This is a genomic window from Pedobacter sp. SYP-B3415 (assembly GCF_004138205.1).
In the GTDB taxonomy this organism is placed as follows: domain Bacteria; phylum Bacteroidota; class Bacteroidia; order Sphingobacteriales; family Sphingobacteriaceae; genus Pedobacter.
In genome coordinates this window covers 96,732-111,329 of the sequence record NZ_RXNQ01000006.1, presented here as the reverse complement: position 1 = coordinate 111,329, position 14,598 = coordinate 96,732, and the positions used below count along the sequence as shown (strand labels likewise).

General features: G+C 47.5%; 10 protein-coding genes. 5 read left to right on the top strand and 5 right to left on the bottom strand.

From position 1 onward, the window contains the following. The first annotated feature begins 254 nt into the window (after window positions 1–254). The 3 genes from EJV45_RS04265 (at window position 255) to EJV45_RS04255 (ending at window position 4,705) form a co-directional block, all read left to right on the top strand. Window positions 255–2,123 (top strand): CocE/NonD family hydrolase, encoded by a 1,869-nt coding sequence (locus EJV45_RS04265; RefSeq protein ID WP_129714411.1) that lies wholly within the window; start codon window positions 255–257, stop codon window positions 2,121–2,123. Between the two features lie 2 nt (window positions 2,124–2,125). Next, complete coding sequence (locus EJV45_RS04260) at window positions 2,126–3,799, top strand: M1 family metallopeptidase (RefSeq protein WP_129714410.1); 1,674 nt, start codon at window positions 2,126–2,128, stop codon at window positions 3,797–3,799. Window positions 3,800–3,946: 147 nt separating this feature from the next. After that, window positions 3,947–4,705 carry a head GIN domain-containing protein gene (locus EJV45_RS04255; RefSeq protein WP_129714409.1) on the top strand — a complete coding sequence of 253 codons (759 nt, stop codon included), beginning with the start codon at window positions 3,947–3,949 and terminating at the stop codon, window positions 4,703–4,705. A 62-nt stretch (window positions 4,706–4,767) separates the two neighbouring features. Here EJV45_RS04255 and EJV45_RS04250 read toward each other — a convergent pair whose 3' ends face one another. From EJV45_RS04250 to EJV45_RS04230, 5 genes are all read right to left on the bottom strand, one after another. Then, complete coding sequence (locus EJV45_RS04250; RefSeq protein ID WP_129714408.1) at window positions 4,768–5,478, bottom strand: DUF2490 domain-containing protein; 711 nt, start codon at window positions 5,476–5,478, stop codon at window positions 4,768–4,770. Between the two features lie 91 nt (window positions 5,479–5,569). After that, entirely contained in the window at window positions 5,570–6,799 is a 1,230-nt protein-coding gene (gene odhB, locus EJV45_RS04245) for a 2-oxoglutarate dehydrogenase complex dihydrolipoyllysine-residue succinyltransferase (protein WP_129714407.1), read from the bottom strand. A 40-nt stretch (window positions 6,800–6,839) separates the two neighbouring features. Next, a complete protein-coding gene (locus tag EJV45_RS04240; RefSeq protein WP_129714406.1) occupies window positions 6,840–9,635 on the bottom strand; it encodes a 2-oxoglutarate dehydrogenase E1 component in 2,796 nt (931 codons plus the stop codon). Window positions 9,636–9,726: 91 nt separating this feature from the next. Beyond that, window positions 9,727–10,623, bottom strand: a complete 897-nt coding sequence (locus EJV45_RS04235; protein WP_129714405.1) for a MerR family transcriptional regulator — start codon at window positions 10,621–10,623, stop codon at window positions 9,727–9,729. A gap of 88 nt (window positions 10,624–10,711) precedes the next feature. Continuing rightward, window positions 10,712–11,980: a DASH family cryptochrome gene (locus tag EJV45_RS04230; RefSeq protein ID WP_129714404.1), complete on the bottom strand. Its 1,269-nt coding sequence runs from the start codon at window positions 11,978–11,980 to the stop codon at window positions 10,712–10,714. Window positions 11,981–12,105: 125 nt separating this feature from the next. On the opposite strand from EJV45_RS04230, the gene EJV45_RS04225 reads away from it, so the two are divergent. Then, a complete protein-coding gene (locus EJV45_RS04225; RefSeq protein ID WP_240755191.1) occupies window positions 12,106–13,080 on the top strand; it encodes a TIGR01777 family oxidoreductase in 975 nt (324 codons plus the stop codon). Next, on the top strand, window positions 13,080–14,384 hold the full coding sequence (locus tag EJV45_RS04220; RefSeq protein ID WP_129714403.1) for a deoxyribodipyrimidine photo-lyase: 1,305 nt from the start codon (window positions 13,080–13,082) through the stop codon (window positions 14,382–14,384). The genes EJV45_RS04225 and EJV45_RS04220 overlap by 1 nt, the downstream gene beginning before the upstream one ends. The last annotated feature ends 214 nt before the right edge of the window (window positions 14,385–14,598 follow it).

Genomic DNA, 14,598 nt, shown 5'->3' with positions numbered 1-14,598 from the left:
ATTCGTGCAAAGGTAAGAAAAAAGCAACAAAGCAGCAGGAACTTAGCGTCCTGATTGCCATCTCTAACGCGGCTGGTTCTAACACCACGTCAATCCGGCTAACAAATCTTTTACCTTGTTTTACAGCATCGCAAATGAACATTGCATATCTTAGCGCATCAACCTGACTGGTCATGAATTCGCTACTTTCCGTTCTGCGGTCAGCAATTACAGACATTTATTCCAAACCTTAGCCACTAACGCCAACAGCTCTAATGAATTTCAGATTATTACTTTTTGCAGCGCTCTTTTTAGTTAGCCTCACGGCCGATGCACAGGAGACCGACTCGGCCTACATTGCACAAAACTACACAAAGATAGAGAGACAGATCCCCATGCGCGATGGGGCAAAATTGTTTACATCCATCTATCTGCCGAAAGACCAGTCAAAAAAATACCCCTTTCTTATCAACCGGACACCATACACGGTAGCGCCATATGGCAAAGCCATGAAAACTGCGCTAGGTCCGGATCCGTTATTTGTCCGTGAGGGATTCATCTTCGTTTACCAGGATGTTCGCGGCCGCTGGATGAGCGAGGGCACCTTTGATGATATCAGGCCGCATGTTCCGAAAAAGACCTCCAAAAAACACATCGATGAGAGTTCAGACACGTATGATACGATCGATTGGTTGTTAAAAAACATAAAAGGCAACAATGGTAAAGCGGGAATTTATGGCATATCCTATCCAGGCTTTTATTCAACCACCGCGCTGCCTGATGCCCACCCTGCGCTGAAAGCCGTTTCCCCGCAGGCGCCTGTTACAGACTGGTTTATCGGCGACGACTTTCATCATAACGGCGCACTTTTTCTGATGGATGCCTTTGGTTTCATGTCTACCTTCGGCGTTCCGCGTCCTAAACCCATCACACCTGATCACGGCCCGAAACCATTTAACTTTCCTGTGCCGGATAACTACCGGTTTTATCTCGAAGCCGGCAGCGTTAAAAATCTCAAGGAACGTTATTTCGGCGATAGTATCCGCTTCTGGAACAATCTCTTCAAACATCCCGATCTGGACACATTCTGGAAAGCCCGCCTGATTACACCACACCTGAAGAATGTCAAACCGGCTGTAATGGTCGTCGGCGGGTTCTTTGATGCCGAAGACGCCTATGGTACCTTTGCAACCTATAAGGCAATAGAAAAACAGAATCCGGCCGCAAACAATATCCTCGTTGCGGGGCCCTGGTACCACGGCGGCTGGGTACGCTCGCCGGGAGACTATTTTGGCGACATTCATTTCGGGCAAAAAACCAGTACCTGGTACCAGCAGGAAATGGAGCTTCCTTTTTTCAAATATCATCTGAAGGGCGAAGGCAAGTTTAACCCGGCAGAAGCGACAATTTTCGTTACGGGGAGCAATACCTGGAATAAGTTCAGCGCATGGCCACCAAAAGAAAGCGAACAGAAAACGCTCTTTTTACAGCCAGGAGGGAAGCTTGGATTTGAAAAACCACAGCGAACAGACAGCTGGAAGGAATACGTAAGCGATCCCAACTACCCTGTTCCCTACCAGGATGGCGTGCAACAACGCAGAACGCGCGAATACATGATTGATGATCAGCGCTTCGCTGCCCGACGCCCGGATGTAGCGGTTTATCAGAGCGAAGTACTTACTGAAGACATTACGTTGGCTGGTCCGCTGCTGGCCGATCTGGCTGTTTCTACCTCCGGAACCGATGCCGATTACGTCGTGAAGCTGATTGACGTGTACCCGGAAGATGAGCCTGATCCTAAGCCAAATCCGCGCAATATCATTATGGGCGGCTACCAGATGCTGGTGCGCGGAGAAATTATGCGCGGCAAGTACCGCAACAGCTTTGAAAAACCTGAGCCCTTTACACCCGGAATGGTTACCCATGTAAAATATGCGTTGCCTGACGTAGCACACACCTTCAAGAAAGGACACCGCATCATGATCCAGGTGCAAAACTCCTGGTTCCCGCTTGCTGACCGCAATCCGCAAAAATTTATGAACATCTATGAAGCGGAGCCGGCCGATTTTCAGAAAGCCACCCACCGTATTTTCCACGATGTTAACAACGCCTCTTCGATACAAATAACCGTGCTCAACAACTAATTATGAAAGTTCATTTTTTATCCGCCAGGAAACTGTTGCTGCTCATACCGGTACTTTGCGCTCTCGGCGCCAATGGTCAATTGATGCAGCCGAAAGAAGTACACACCCGCGCAGACAGCCTTCGTGGCAAACTCACCGCACTCCGCACCTGTTATGACATCAATTATTACCACCTTGATGTACGCATGGATCTGGACAAAAAAAGCGTTGGCGGCAGCAACCTGTTTGCCTTTACTGCTACGCAGGATTTTAAACGCCTCCAGTTCGATCTTTTCCCCGAGCTAAACGTGGAGAGGGTCGTCTTTCAAAACCGGGATCTGCCATTTACGCGCGAAGCTGCAGCTGTCTTCGTCGACTTCCCGTCAATGATCAAAAAAGGCAGCAAGGCCAGCTTTACCGTCTTCTATTCGGGCACACCAAAGGTTGCAAAGAACGCTCCCTGGGATGGGGGTTTTATCTATAAAAAAGACAAATCAGGGAATCCCTGGGCGTCTGTAGCCTGTCAGGGTCTCGGTGCAAGTGTCTGGTGGCCAAATAAAGATCACCAGAGCGATGAGGTCGACAGCATGCTCATCAGCATTGCCGTGCCGAAAGGCCTGCAGGAAATCAGCAATGGCCGGCTGCGCAGCATTACCGACCTGAAAGACGGTTATGTGCAATACAATTGGTTTGTTAATAATCCGATCAACAATTATAACGTAACGTTTTATATAGGCAAGTACGCGCACTGGTCAGACAGTTACGAGGGAGAAAAAGGTAAGCTTGACCTTGATTTCTGGTCGCTTGCAGAAGACAGCGTTAAAGCTAAACCGCATTGGGACCGGGATGTTAAACCCATGCTTAAATCTTTTGAACACTGGTTTGGGCCCTACCCTTTTTATGAGGACAGCTATAAACTGGTGCAGGCCCCGCATCTCGGTATGGAACACCAGAGTGCCGTGGCTTATGGCAATCTTTTTAGAAACGGTTACCTGGGACGCGACCTGAGCGGAACCGGCCATGGACTCAAGTTCGATTTTATAACCGTGCATGAAAGTGGCCACGAATGGTTTGGAAATAACATCACATCAAAAGACATTGCCGACATGTGGGTGCATGAGGGTTTTACCAATTATTCTGAAGCACTTTTTCTGGAAAGCATGGAAAACAAAGCTACGGGTTCAGCCTATGTTCAGGGAATCAGACAAAACATTCAGAATGACATTCCGATCATCGGCCCGTACCATGTAAACAAGGAAGGATCAGGCGACATGTATGCAAAGGGCGCTAATATGATCCACACCATCCGCCAGTTAATCGATAACGACGAAAAGTTCAGACAGATCCTCCGGGGACTGGGCAAGACCTTTTACCACCGCACGGTAACAACCGCAGAGATCGAGAATTACATCAGTAAACATGCGGGGCTTGATTTGTCGGCAGTATTTGACCAGTATCTTCGTCAGACCAAACCGCCATTGCTCGAGTATAAGATCGTGAACAATCAATTGAGCTGCCGGTGGGCCAATGTGTTAAAAAACTTTAATATGCCGCTTAAGGTGTCTGCAGACGGCAAAACGTTCAAATGGATCAAACCTGGCACAAGCTGGAAAGCAATCAAGCTGGCCGCGCCTGTAACAGAAGACAAATTCATGGTTGACCCCAACTTTTATATCTCATTACAAATGATTAAGTAGGAAATCCCCGGCCAGGCCGGGGATTTTTGTTTTCTGGAAGATCTGTGGCACAGAAACAAAATGTTAAATTTTCCCTCGGATGCAACGAATCGTGAAACCCTGCGTCTTATAATAAAACGCTCTTAAACCTTAGAAAAAACCAGGAAAATGAAAAAGATGATTTCCCCCAATCCGGCACGGTCCGCCCTTTCTGCGCTCTTTGCCCTGATCATTGTGCTCTCTTACTCAACGAAGGCTGCTGTTACTTCGGCGGGCAACAATTCGATCCACCTGAAACAGGAACAAGTCAAAGACTTTGACGGCATAGCGTCCGGCGGAAGTATAGACGTAGTGATCAGACTTGGAAACAGCGAATCAATCCGGTTTGAAGGAGATCGTGAGGCCATTGCTGAGCTGATCACAGAGAAAGAAGATGGTGTGCTGGTTATCAAACCAAGGTCTAAAAAATGGGGGGACTGGGAAAAACGGCACCGCAATGCAAGCGTGACTGCATACATCACGGCCAGAAAGTTAAGACAGCTCATTATGGCTGGTTCCGGAAACATGAGCGTTGAGGGGACCATCTCCGGCTCTTCCCTTTCAGCTGTTTTAAGCGGTTCGGGTAAGATTTCAGCCACAGCCAATACAACCGGCAAACTTGAGGGTGCGATCAGCGGATCGGGCAGCATTGATATCGGCGGCAGTGCTGGCAGTGCAGAGGTAGCAATCAGTGGATCAGGAAATTTTAACGCACGGAACCTGCGCGTTTCGAATCTTCAGGCAGCAATCAGCGGATCAGGAAATATTGCAATGACGGTATCAAAAAGCCTTGATGCTGCCATCAGCGGTTCAGGAAATATCAGGTATGCAGGTAATCCTGCCGTGCAGCAGCGTGTAGCAGGCTCAGGCAGCGTAAGAAAACTATAGCGCTTTCACACACATAAAGCAACAACGTCCAGGCCATCGGCCCGGGCGTTTTTTTTTTGCTTCTAAAATCTCGTATAAACGGCCAACTGAACGATGTTATTTACAGTATTGCTGCTTCGGCCTTTTATTGCCTGATTCATGTATCCCAGCTCAACATCAAGTGCCTTATTAAATCGGTAACCAAGGGCGCCGTAGGCCCGGTTCTGATCGAAGGTCCGGCCATTGAGCAGGTCCTTGTTCTGTATATTCAAAAACACCTCATCCTGAATCGCTCCGAAAAAACCTTCACTAAAGGCGCTTTCAGGTTTCCTGAAAGGTATCACAGCGCGAAAAAAATACCTGAAGCGCTGAGAAAAGATGTCTTCCCCTCCGTTCAAACCCTCAATAAACCGCTGCTCAAGCCGCGCACGGTGCGTAAGGCCTGCTGTTTTGAGATTATGTGTGAAGATGTATTGCTCCCAGATGCGGTGCTCAGTCTGGACGTTGTCTGTAAAGCCATCCATGTTAAGAAAGGTCGGCGTATAAAGATAACCTACAATAAGGTTGTGGTTTTTATTAAAAAAATATTGAACCCCCGGGCGAACAAGAATGCTGCGTACACCGTCCCAGTCGTCATGGCTCCGAACCTGGACATCGAGGTAGGCACCCCACTTTTCATTGATCCGGGTATTGTTCATAAAGAGGCCCCAGCCTGTATTCTGTTTTATTGTCTGGCCAAATGCAACACAGGGCAGAAGAAACAAGAGGGCAATGATAAGTTTGTCGAAACGCATAAGCATAAAATGAAAAAAGGTTGTTTTCAGGCATCAAAACGTTGAAAACGCCGGGATGCTGTAAACAACCTTTGGGTAGTGAATATATTTTTTAAACGCCCAGCAACAAACGTGCAGGGTCTTCAAGCAGCTGTTTTACGCGCACCAGGAAACCGACAGATTCCCGCCCGTCAATGATGCGGTGATCATAAGAAAGGGCTACATACATCATCGGCCTGATCACAACCTCGCCTTTCTCGGCTACCGGACGCTCAACGATGTTATGCATTCCTAAAATAGCAGACTGAGGTGCGTTGATAATCGGTGTAGACATCATTGAACCAAACACACCACCATTGGTAATGGTAAATGTTCCTCCTGTCATCTCTTCAATGCTCAGTTTGTTTTCGCGTGCTTTTAGTGCGAGTTCCAGGACTGCCTTTTCTATTTCAGCAAGGCTCTTACTTTCAGCATTACGTACAACAGGAACCACGAGACCCTTTGGTGCCGAAACAGCAATGGAGATGTCTGCAAAATTATTGTAAACAACTTCCTCACCTTCAATGCGTGCGTTTACAGCAGGGAAATCCTTAAGCGCTTCGGTTACTGCTTTTGTAAAAAAGCTCATGAAACCGAGACCAACACCGTGTTTTTCCTTAAACTGATCTTTGTATTTACCGCGCAGGTCCATGATAGGTTTCATATTAACCTCATTGAACGTGGTCAGCATCGCGGTTTCGTTTTTCACTGACACCAGGCGTTTAGCAACGGTCTTACGCAAAGGAGACATCTTTTCACGTCTCTCGGAGCGCGCGCCGGCCGGTGCAGCAGCCGTGGTGTTTGCAGCAGGACTTGCGGCTTTAACTGGTTCAGATTTTTTTGCAGCTTCTGCTTTTTGTGCATCCTCTTTGGTAATGCGTCCATCTACACCAGTACCCTGAACGCTTGCAGGATCGACGCCCTTTTCTGCCAGGATCTTTCCTGCAGCAGGCGACGGTGTGCCGGAGGCGTAACTTTCTTTTGATTCTTTTGCAGGGGCTTCGGTCTTAGAGTCAGCAGCTGCAGCAGGTTCTGAAGCCGCCTCTTCCTTTTTAGGAGCGGTTGCGCCGCCTGCCTCAATCGTACATACCACAGCGCCGATTTCAAGCGTATCGCCTTCGGCGGCAATGGTTTTCAAAGTTCCTGCCTGTTCAGCAGTGAGTTCAAATGTGGCTTTGTCAGATTCCAGCTCTGCAATCACTTCATCCATCTCAACGGCTTCACCATCATTTTTTATCCAGCGGGATAAAACGACTTCGGTGATCGATTCACCTACGGGCGGAACTTTTATTTCTATACTCATATTTTATGCGATTATTCTAAATGTAATGACGATGGTATGGTTAATCTACACTGGCAACTTTGTTCACCGACTTTTTAGCAATTTTCTTTTCCTTGTCGGTAACCGGCATCTCAAATGCCTTTGCCAGAATATAGGCCTGCTGGTTTGCGTGCTGTTTTGCATAACCGGTAGCTGTACTGCTGCTTTCCTTCCGCGAAATTACGTCAATTTTATTTAACGAGGTTTTACGGAGTCTTCTTAGCAGGTACGGCCATGCACCCATATTCTCGGGCTCTTCCTGAACCCAGACAAGATCATCTGCATTTTTATATTTGGCCATCACAGCTTCCATCTTTTCGACAGGTGTTGGGTACAATTGCTCTAAACGCACTACCGCAACATTGTTGATGTTATCTGCCTTTTGTTTTTCAGCAAGTTCATAGTAGATCTTGCCGCTGCAGAAAATAACACGTTTTACGTTTTCAGCCTTGACGTTCGGGTCTGCTATAACCTCTTTGAAGCCGCCGCTTGTAAACTCTTCAAGCTTTGATACACAGTTCGGATTACGAAGCAGGCTTTTCGGCGAGAAGACAACCAGAGGCTTCCTGAAGTCGCGTTTAAATTGCCTGCGAAGTACGTGGAAGAAGTTAGCCGGCGTTGTACAATTCACTACCTGCATATTGTAATCAGCACATAATTCCATGAAACGCTCAATACGTGCAGATGAGTGCTCGGGGCCTTGCCCTTCATAACCATGCGGAAGCAGCATGACCAGGCCGTTTTCACGCTGCCATTTGGTCTCTGCGCTTGCGATGTATTGGTCAATCACAATTTGCGCACCGTTAAAGAAGTCGCCAAACTGGGCTTCCCAGATTGTGAGTGCATTCGGATTGGCCATTGCATAACCATACTCGAATCCGAGAACGCCGTATTCAGACAGGTGCGAGTTGTAAATATCAAAAGCTGCCTGCTGATCTGATAAATTGGCCAGCGGGATGTATTCTTCTTCTGAATCCTCAAGCGTCAGCACAGCATGCCGGTGTGAAAAAGTACCACGCTCAACGTCCTGTCCGCTAAGCCTGACACGTTTGCCTTCTGCAAGTAGTGTTCCATACGCCAGTTGCTCACCAAGCGCCCAGTCGAACACGTGTGTTTCTTCAACCATTTTCCGGCGCTCTTCAAACAGTTTCTCAATCTTCCTGAAGAATTTCTTCTCTGCCGGAAGCGTCGTAATCCGTTTACCGACTTCGAGTAAAGTTGTTTGTTTAACAGAAGTATCCGGCGATTCCAAAAAGTCATTTGGTGTAGACATGCGCATATCTGCCCATGCACCGCCAAATTTCACTTCGGTATTTGTTGTTTGTATCTCTTTTGCTTCGTTCAGCCGTTCCTGCAGCATGGCCCGGAATTCCTTTTCCATGTCTTTCGCCAGGCCCGCCTCTAGTTTGCCTTCCTTAGTGAGCTGCTGTACATAGATCTCCCTTGGATTTGGGTGCTTCTCAATGGTTTTATAAAGAAGCGGCTGGGTGAATTTAGGCTCGTCAGACTCATTGTGCCCAAAACGGCGGTAACACAAGATGTCGATAAATACGTCATTGCGGTACTTCTGGCGATATTCCATGGCCAGATTGATCGCATAGACAAGTGCCTCGACATCGTCGCCGTTTACATGGAATACCGGCGAAAGGGTAACCTTAGCAATATCTGTACAATATGTACTGGTACGGGCATCTTTGTAGTTTGTTGTAAAGCCGATCTGGTTGTTGATGATCAGGTGAATGGTTCCGCCTGTTTTGTATCCTTCCAGGCCCGCCATCTGTATAACTTCGTAAACGATCCCCTGTCCGGCAATCGATGCATCGCCATGAATCAGAATTGGCGCAATGCGGGCATTATCGCCGCCATATTTAAAATCGATCTTCGAACGGGTCATCCCCTCAACCACGCTATTCACAGTTTCGAGGTGTGAAGGGTTCGGACAAAGGCTCAGGTGAACGCTTTTCCCGTCGTTCGTATTTACGTCGGTCGAGTATCCGAGGTGATATTTTACGTCGCCGCCGAACGGAGAATCGGCACTGTAACCTTTGCCTTCAAACTCTGCAAATATGTCTTTATACGTTTTTTGCATAATGTTGGCCAGCACATTCAGCCTTCCGCGGTGCGCCATACCAATTACAAATTCTTCGATACCAAGATCAGCGCCCTTTTCAATGACCGAATCAAGTGCAGGAATCAGCGCTTCGGCCCCCTCCAGCGAAAAACGTTTTTGTCCGAGAAACTTTGTCCCCAGGAAGTTTTCAAAACTTACGGCCTGGTTCAGCTTGGTAAGAATTCTTTTCTTGTCTTCTATTGAAAAGTTGGGCGTGTTGCGTACCGATTCCATCTTTCCCTGGAGCCAGTTCAATACTTCCGGTGTCCGGAGAAATTTAAATTCCGCTCCGATAGAACGTTTGTAAGTTTGTTCGAGCAAACTGATAATATCTTTCAGCTTCGCCGGACCGATACCAATTTCCACACCTGCATTAAATACAGTGTCCAGATCGGCATCAGAAAGACCAAAGTTCGAGAGGTCAAGCGTAGGCAGGTGTTTTCTGCGCTCGCGGACCGGGTTTGTATGTGTAAAAAGATGCCCTCGTGTACGGTACCCGTCAATCAGGTTCAGCACGTTAACTTCTTTCAGGAAATGCTCAGGTGTATCTGCACTTACGGTAGACGACTCCGCGCCCCGGCCGAAATCGAAACCTTCAAAAAATTTCTGCCAGCCAAATTCAACTGAAGCAGGATCTTTTTGATAGGACTGATATAATGACTCAATATATTCGGCATTTGCACCGTTCAGATAGGAAAAATGATCCATTACAATTGTTGTTTATATAGCTTGGCAAAATTAGGACTTTAGCCCGTAAATGCCTATGAATAGTCCAATTAATTTAACAAAAAAGGCTGCCCTAAGACCGTGCCGGATTAGCCAGCTGGCTGGCAAAATCAACAAGTTCGCAGACGTTTTTCAGCGGGATCAGACGGTCGTTGGTTACAATATCAAATTCTGAAATCAGGCTCCCTGCAACGATAAGCGGAACGTCCAGATAATGCATCAGTTTTTCGAGCATTTTATTCAGGTCTTTGTCCAGCCGAAGCGAAGTAAGCACCGACAGCACAAAATCGGGTTTATAGTGGGCTACTACCGCCTTTAAGTCATCGTAATCAACATTGGGCCCCAGATACAGGGTTTCATGCCCGCATGATTTCAGCAGATAACGCGCAAAGATGAGACCGGTCTCATGGCTTTCTTCCTCCGGAAGGAACAGCAGAAAACGTCTTGGATTTTCATCCTGCCGGCTGCCCAGTTTTTCAATTTCGACAATAATACGTTCACGGATCAGGTTCGATGCAAAATGTTCGTGAGATGGATTTATTGTTTTGGTTTGCCAGAGCATCCCTATTTTTTTCATAAAAGGAAAAAGCACCTGATCCATGGTATTGGTTAACCCATGTTCGGATACACAACCATCCAGTATCTTATTAAACGCAGCCTCGTCATATTGCAATACCGCATTCGACAGCATCTGAACCTGCACAGCATCATTGGTCCTGTTGGCCTGAAGCTGTGCAACCAGCGAATTTATTTTTTCCTGCCCCAGTTTAGCGATCTTGCTGATCTTATAACCGCTTTCATTTAATGTAGCAATGTTCAACAATTGCTTCAGATCGTCTTCGTTATAATAACGAATGTTTGTAGCGGTTCGTTTTGCAGGCACGAGATTATACCTCAACTCCCAGATACGTATTGTATGGGCTTTGATCCCGGTTAAATTTTCGATGTCACTTATGGAGAATTTTCTCAATTAACCCTGATTTTAAAGCAAACTTAAACAAATTAGTATTAAAACCTTTTTCTGTTTAGTTTGTTTCGGCTATTTTGCCTTTTTTCACTCAGGACCAGGTAGATGCGTAAAGTCCTTCAGGGTCAATGTTTTTCACTTCTTTCTCAAGATCAAAACTTCCCTTATTTTTCTGGTCACTGCCAACACCGCTCATTCCTGCCCAGTTTCCCCAGTTGCTTGCCGGGCAATAATCGATCAGCTTCTCTTCAAAGTATGATGCGCCAAGTGTCCAGTCTACTTTCAGTTCGTAAACCAGATAAACCGCAACGAGTTGCCTGGCTGAGTGCGAAATGAAGCCGGTAAAGTTCAGCTCATTCATGATCGCATCGATTACGCCATGTCCCGTTTGTGCCTGTTTCCATTTCTTAAAGAGACTGCTTTGATTCCGCGCTTCGGGCGGAGCTTCGTTCTTAAAGCCACCTTTCTTGAAATACGTATTTCCATGTTTCTTGAACATGAAGCGGAAGTAATCGCGCCACAGCAGACCGATGATAACCTGGTTGAAATGGTTCCGTGCACCGAACCGTTGTTCGGCTTGTTTGATTGACCAGTAGATTTTCCTCGGCGATACGCAACCGAGCGCCAGCCATGCAGACATGCGTGAGGGGAGCACCTTGTTTTTGCCCTGAACCGCAGCAGATGAATCTATAAATTTTCGAAGATAAGTTAGTCCGGCCGCTTCGCCGCCGGTCATATTGAACGCATCCCGCTCATCGCGAACAAAATCCTGATAACCGAGGGTCTGAAGCTCAGGAATTGTTCCCCAATCTGATGCCTGCACCACAGAAACGCGCTCCGGCGCCTCAAAACATGGCTTAATAACCGCATCACGCTCAGTCTTCTTTTTAAACTGGTTGAAAGCATCAGGAATATCCTTAATAGGAAAAGGCAAATCCTCTTTGTTGTATAGCGTATGACCTATAAAATGTTTGAGGTTGATCTTCAGCTTCCATAATGCATCTTCAACGCGCGCTGAAATCCGCGTCTCTTCTGCTGCAACCTCCCGGTGATGATATACTTCATTGATCTCGTACTCCCTCACAAGCCCAGGTATCAGCTCCTCAGGATAACCGCTTCGCACAAGAAGATTGCCGCCAATTGCTTCCAGCGAAGCCTTCAGCGCCGCCACACTTTCGATGATAAAACGGGCGCGGATCTGGCCGGTTTTCTGGAAACCATTTACCGTCTCATAATGCCGCGGATCAAATACATATACAGGCAGAATCTCCTCAGACTTCGCGAGTGCCTCGAGGACTATCTCGTTGTCATGCAGGCGAAGATCATTTCTAAACCAAACAAGTATTTTTTTTCCGTTCATCCGGTGTGTTGTACGATGGATAGTGCAAAAATATAGCATTTATTTTCTGAAGCAGAGAAGGAAACTTAATATTTACACAAGAGCAACAATCTTAAACGAACATCCAGAAAACAGTCTTACGGTTTGTGAAAACAGCCTCGGGGCAAACCATCGCGCCGCTTGTTCGTTATCTACACATGTCTGAACGTGTATTGATTACCGGAGCTTCCGGCCTAATTGGCCGCGAGCTTGTCAAGCAGCTTTTGACTAGCGGTTATGAGTTATCCGTTTTGTCGCGCAAGCCGTTAGCCTCCGCTGCATTCAAGAGCTTTTCCTGGGATCCCGAAGAGGGAAAGATTGATACCGAGGCCTTCCGGAATGTAACGACGGTCATCCACCTTGCGGGCGAACCAATCTCGAATGGCAGGTGGACAAATGAACAGAAGCGCAGGGTGATAGACAGCCGGGTAAAGTCGGCCAAACTACTGTATGAGACAGCCCGCGAGCACGGAACTGCGTTGCGGCATTTTATCTCTGCATCGGGGGTAGGTTATTACGGAAACGGCGGCGACGAGCTGCTAACAGAACAGTCAAAAGCGGGAAAGGATTTTATGGCACGCTGCTGTATTGAATGGGAGCTTGCGGCAGACCAGTTCAGACTTCTGGGCGTCAGGGTATCTGTCTTGCGCACCGGTGTTGTGCTTGCAAAAGACGGCGGTGCGCTGCCTACGCTGGCGCTTCCGGTCAGATTGTTTGCCGGTGCCCCTCTTGGATCAGGAAAACAATGGATTCCCTGGCTGCATATTCATGACGCAGCCTCTGCATATCGTTTTTTACTTGAACAGCCTGCTGCAGCCGGCATCTATAACCTTGCTGCACCTTTCCCGGTAACAAACGAAGCTTTTACACGCACAGTTGCAAGACAATTGCATCGCCCTGTCTGGCCATTCCGCGTCCCCGAAGCAATGCTGAAACTTGTTCTGGGAGAAAAGAGTATCCTTCCACTTGTTAGTACGAACACATCGGTTCAGAAACTGCTAGATGCGGGCTTTCTCTTCAAATTTACACACCTGAAAGATGCTCTGGCATCGATATACGGCCAGACGGCAGCAGATTCATAATGAAAGATCCTATCAATATTTGCTGGCTCAGACGCGACCTCCGGCTAAAAGACCAGGCTGCGCTTTACCATGCGCTGAAAGGCGAATACCCTGTGCTGGCCCTGTTTATCTTTGACAGCAACATTCTCGACGAATTGAAAGAAGATGATCCACGCGTTACCTTTATCTATCACGAAATAACCCGGGTTGATTCTGAATTAAAAAAACGAGGCTCCGGCATGCTGGTTTGCCATGGCAAACCAGAAGAAATATGGACGACTTTGGTGAAAGACTACAATATTCAACAGGTTTTTGCCAACCGCGATTATGAACCTTATGCGCGTGAACGCGATGATAGCCTGGCTGAATTTCTTAGCAGCGAAAAAATTGGTTTCAACCTGTTTAAAGATCAGGTGATCTTCGAAACCGATGAGATAGTGAAACCGGACGGAAAGCCTTATACGGTTTTCACACCCTATTGGCGCAAGTGGAAACAGAAGCTGGATGACTTTTTTGTGAAAGCCTATCCTTCAGAAAGTTACTTAAAGAACTTGTACAAGGGAAAACTTCCCCAGCTCCCTGCATTGGCAGACATTGGGTTCAAAACCAGCGATCCGGGCTTTCCATCACGGACGGCATATACAGACAAATTGGCTGACTATGCAAAAACGCGCGACTTTCCCGCAGTTGAGGGCACAAGCCGTATCGGCATTCATCTGCGTTTTGGAACGGTCAGCATCCGGGAAGCCGTTCGAAATGCCCTCGGGGCGGGGGCCGATGTCTGGATTTCAGAACTGGCCTGGAGGGAATTTTACATGATGATTCTGTGGCACTATCCGAAAACAGCCACGTATAATTTCAAACCGGCATACGATAAGGTCGAGTGGCGCAATAACCGAAAGGAGTTTGAAGCCTGGTGCAAAGGAGAAACAGGCTATCCGCTCGTCGATGCAGGCATGCGGCAAATGAACAAGACAGGGTTTATGCACAACCGGGTACGGATGGTCACTGCCAGTTTCCTGACGAAGCACTTGCTGATCGACTGGCGCTGGGGCGAAGCATACTTTGCCGAGAAATTGCTCGATTATGAACTGGCAAGTAACATAGGCGGCTGGCAATGGGCATTCGGATCCGGCAACGACGCTGCCCCGTATTTCAGGGTATTTAACCCGGAATTACAGCTTAAACGGTTTGATCCGAAGCTTGAGTATGTAAAACGATGGGTACCGGAATATGGAACAGAAAAGTATGCCCCCCCGATTGTGGAGCATACTTTTGCCCGGGACCGGGTGCTGAAGGCTTTTAAAAAAGCGCTTGGCAGCTAGTATTCGAAGTACGGCGCATTGGGTACGCCGCCTGTGCATGACCGGCCCCTGACGTTAAGATCCTTTAACAATAAAACTCACCAAGGGGTGTGCTCCGTCAACGTGTTTGTAAAAGTCCAGCAATACGTTTTCAAGACCTGTGATATTTTTTTGTTAGTGCCCTTTCTACCGCCACATGACTCTGAATCCGATCAGGCAACGCGTATGGTACTTG

Excerpts from the sequence above, each read along its gene's own strand:
- EJV45_RS04250 (WP_129714408.1), bottom strand. The coding sequence starts at position 5,478 with ATGCGTTTCGACAAACTTATCATTGCCCTCTTGTTTCTTCTGCCCTGT.
- EJV45_RS04230 (WP_129714404.1), bottom strand. The coding sequence starts at position 11,980 with ATGAACGGAAAAAAAATACTTGTTTGGTTTAGAAATGATCTTCGCCTG.
- odhB (WP_129714407.1), bottom strand. The coding sequence starts at position 6,799 with ATGAGTATAGAAATAAAAGTTCCGCCCGTAGGTGAATCGATCACCGAA.
- EJV45_RS04240 (WP_129714406.1), bottom strand. The coding sequence starts at position 9,635 with ATGGATCATTTTTCCTATCTGAACGGTGCAAATGCCGAATATATTGAG.
- EJV45_RS04265 (WP_129714411.1), top strand. The coding sequence starts at position 255 with ATGAATTTCAGATTATTACTTTTTGCAGCGCTCTTTTTAGTTAGCCTC.
- EJV45_RS04220 (WP_129714403.1), top strand. The coding sequence starts at position 13,080 with ATGAAAGATCCTATCAATATTTGCTGGCTCAGACGCGACCTCCGGCTA.
- EJV45_RS04260 (WP_129714410.1), top strand. The coding sequence starts at position 2,126 with ATGAAAGTTCATTTTTTATCCGCCAGGAAACTGTTGCTGCTCATACCG.
- EJV45_RS04255 (WP_129714409.1), top strand. The coding sequence starts at position 3,947 with ATGAAAAAGATGATTTCCCCCAATCCGGCACGGTCCGCCCTTTCTGCG.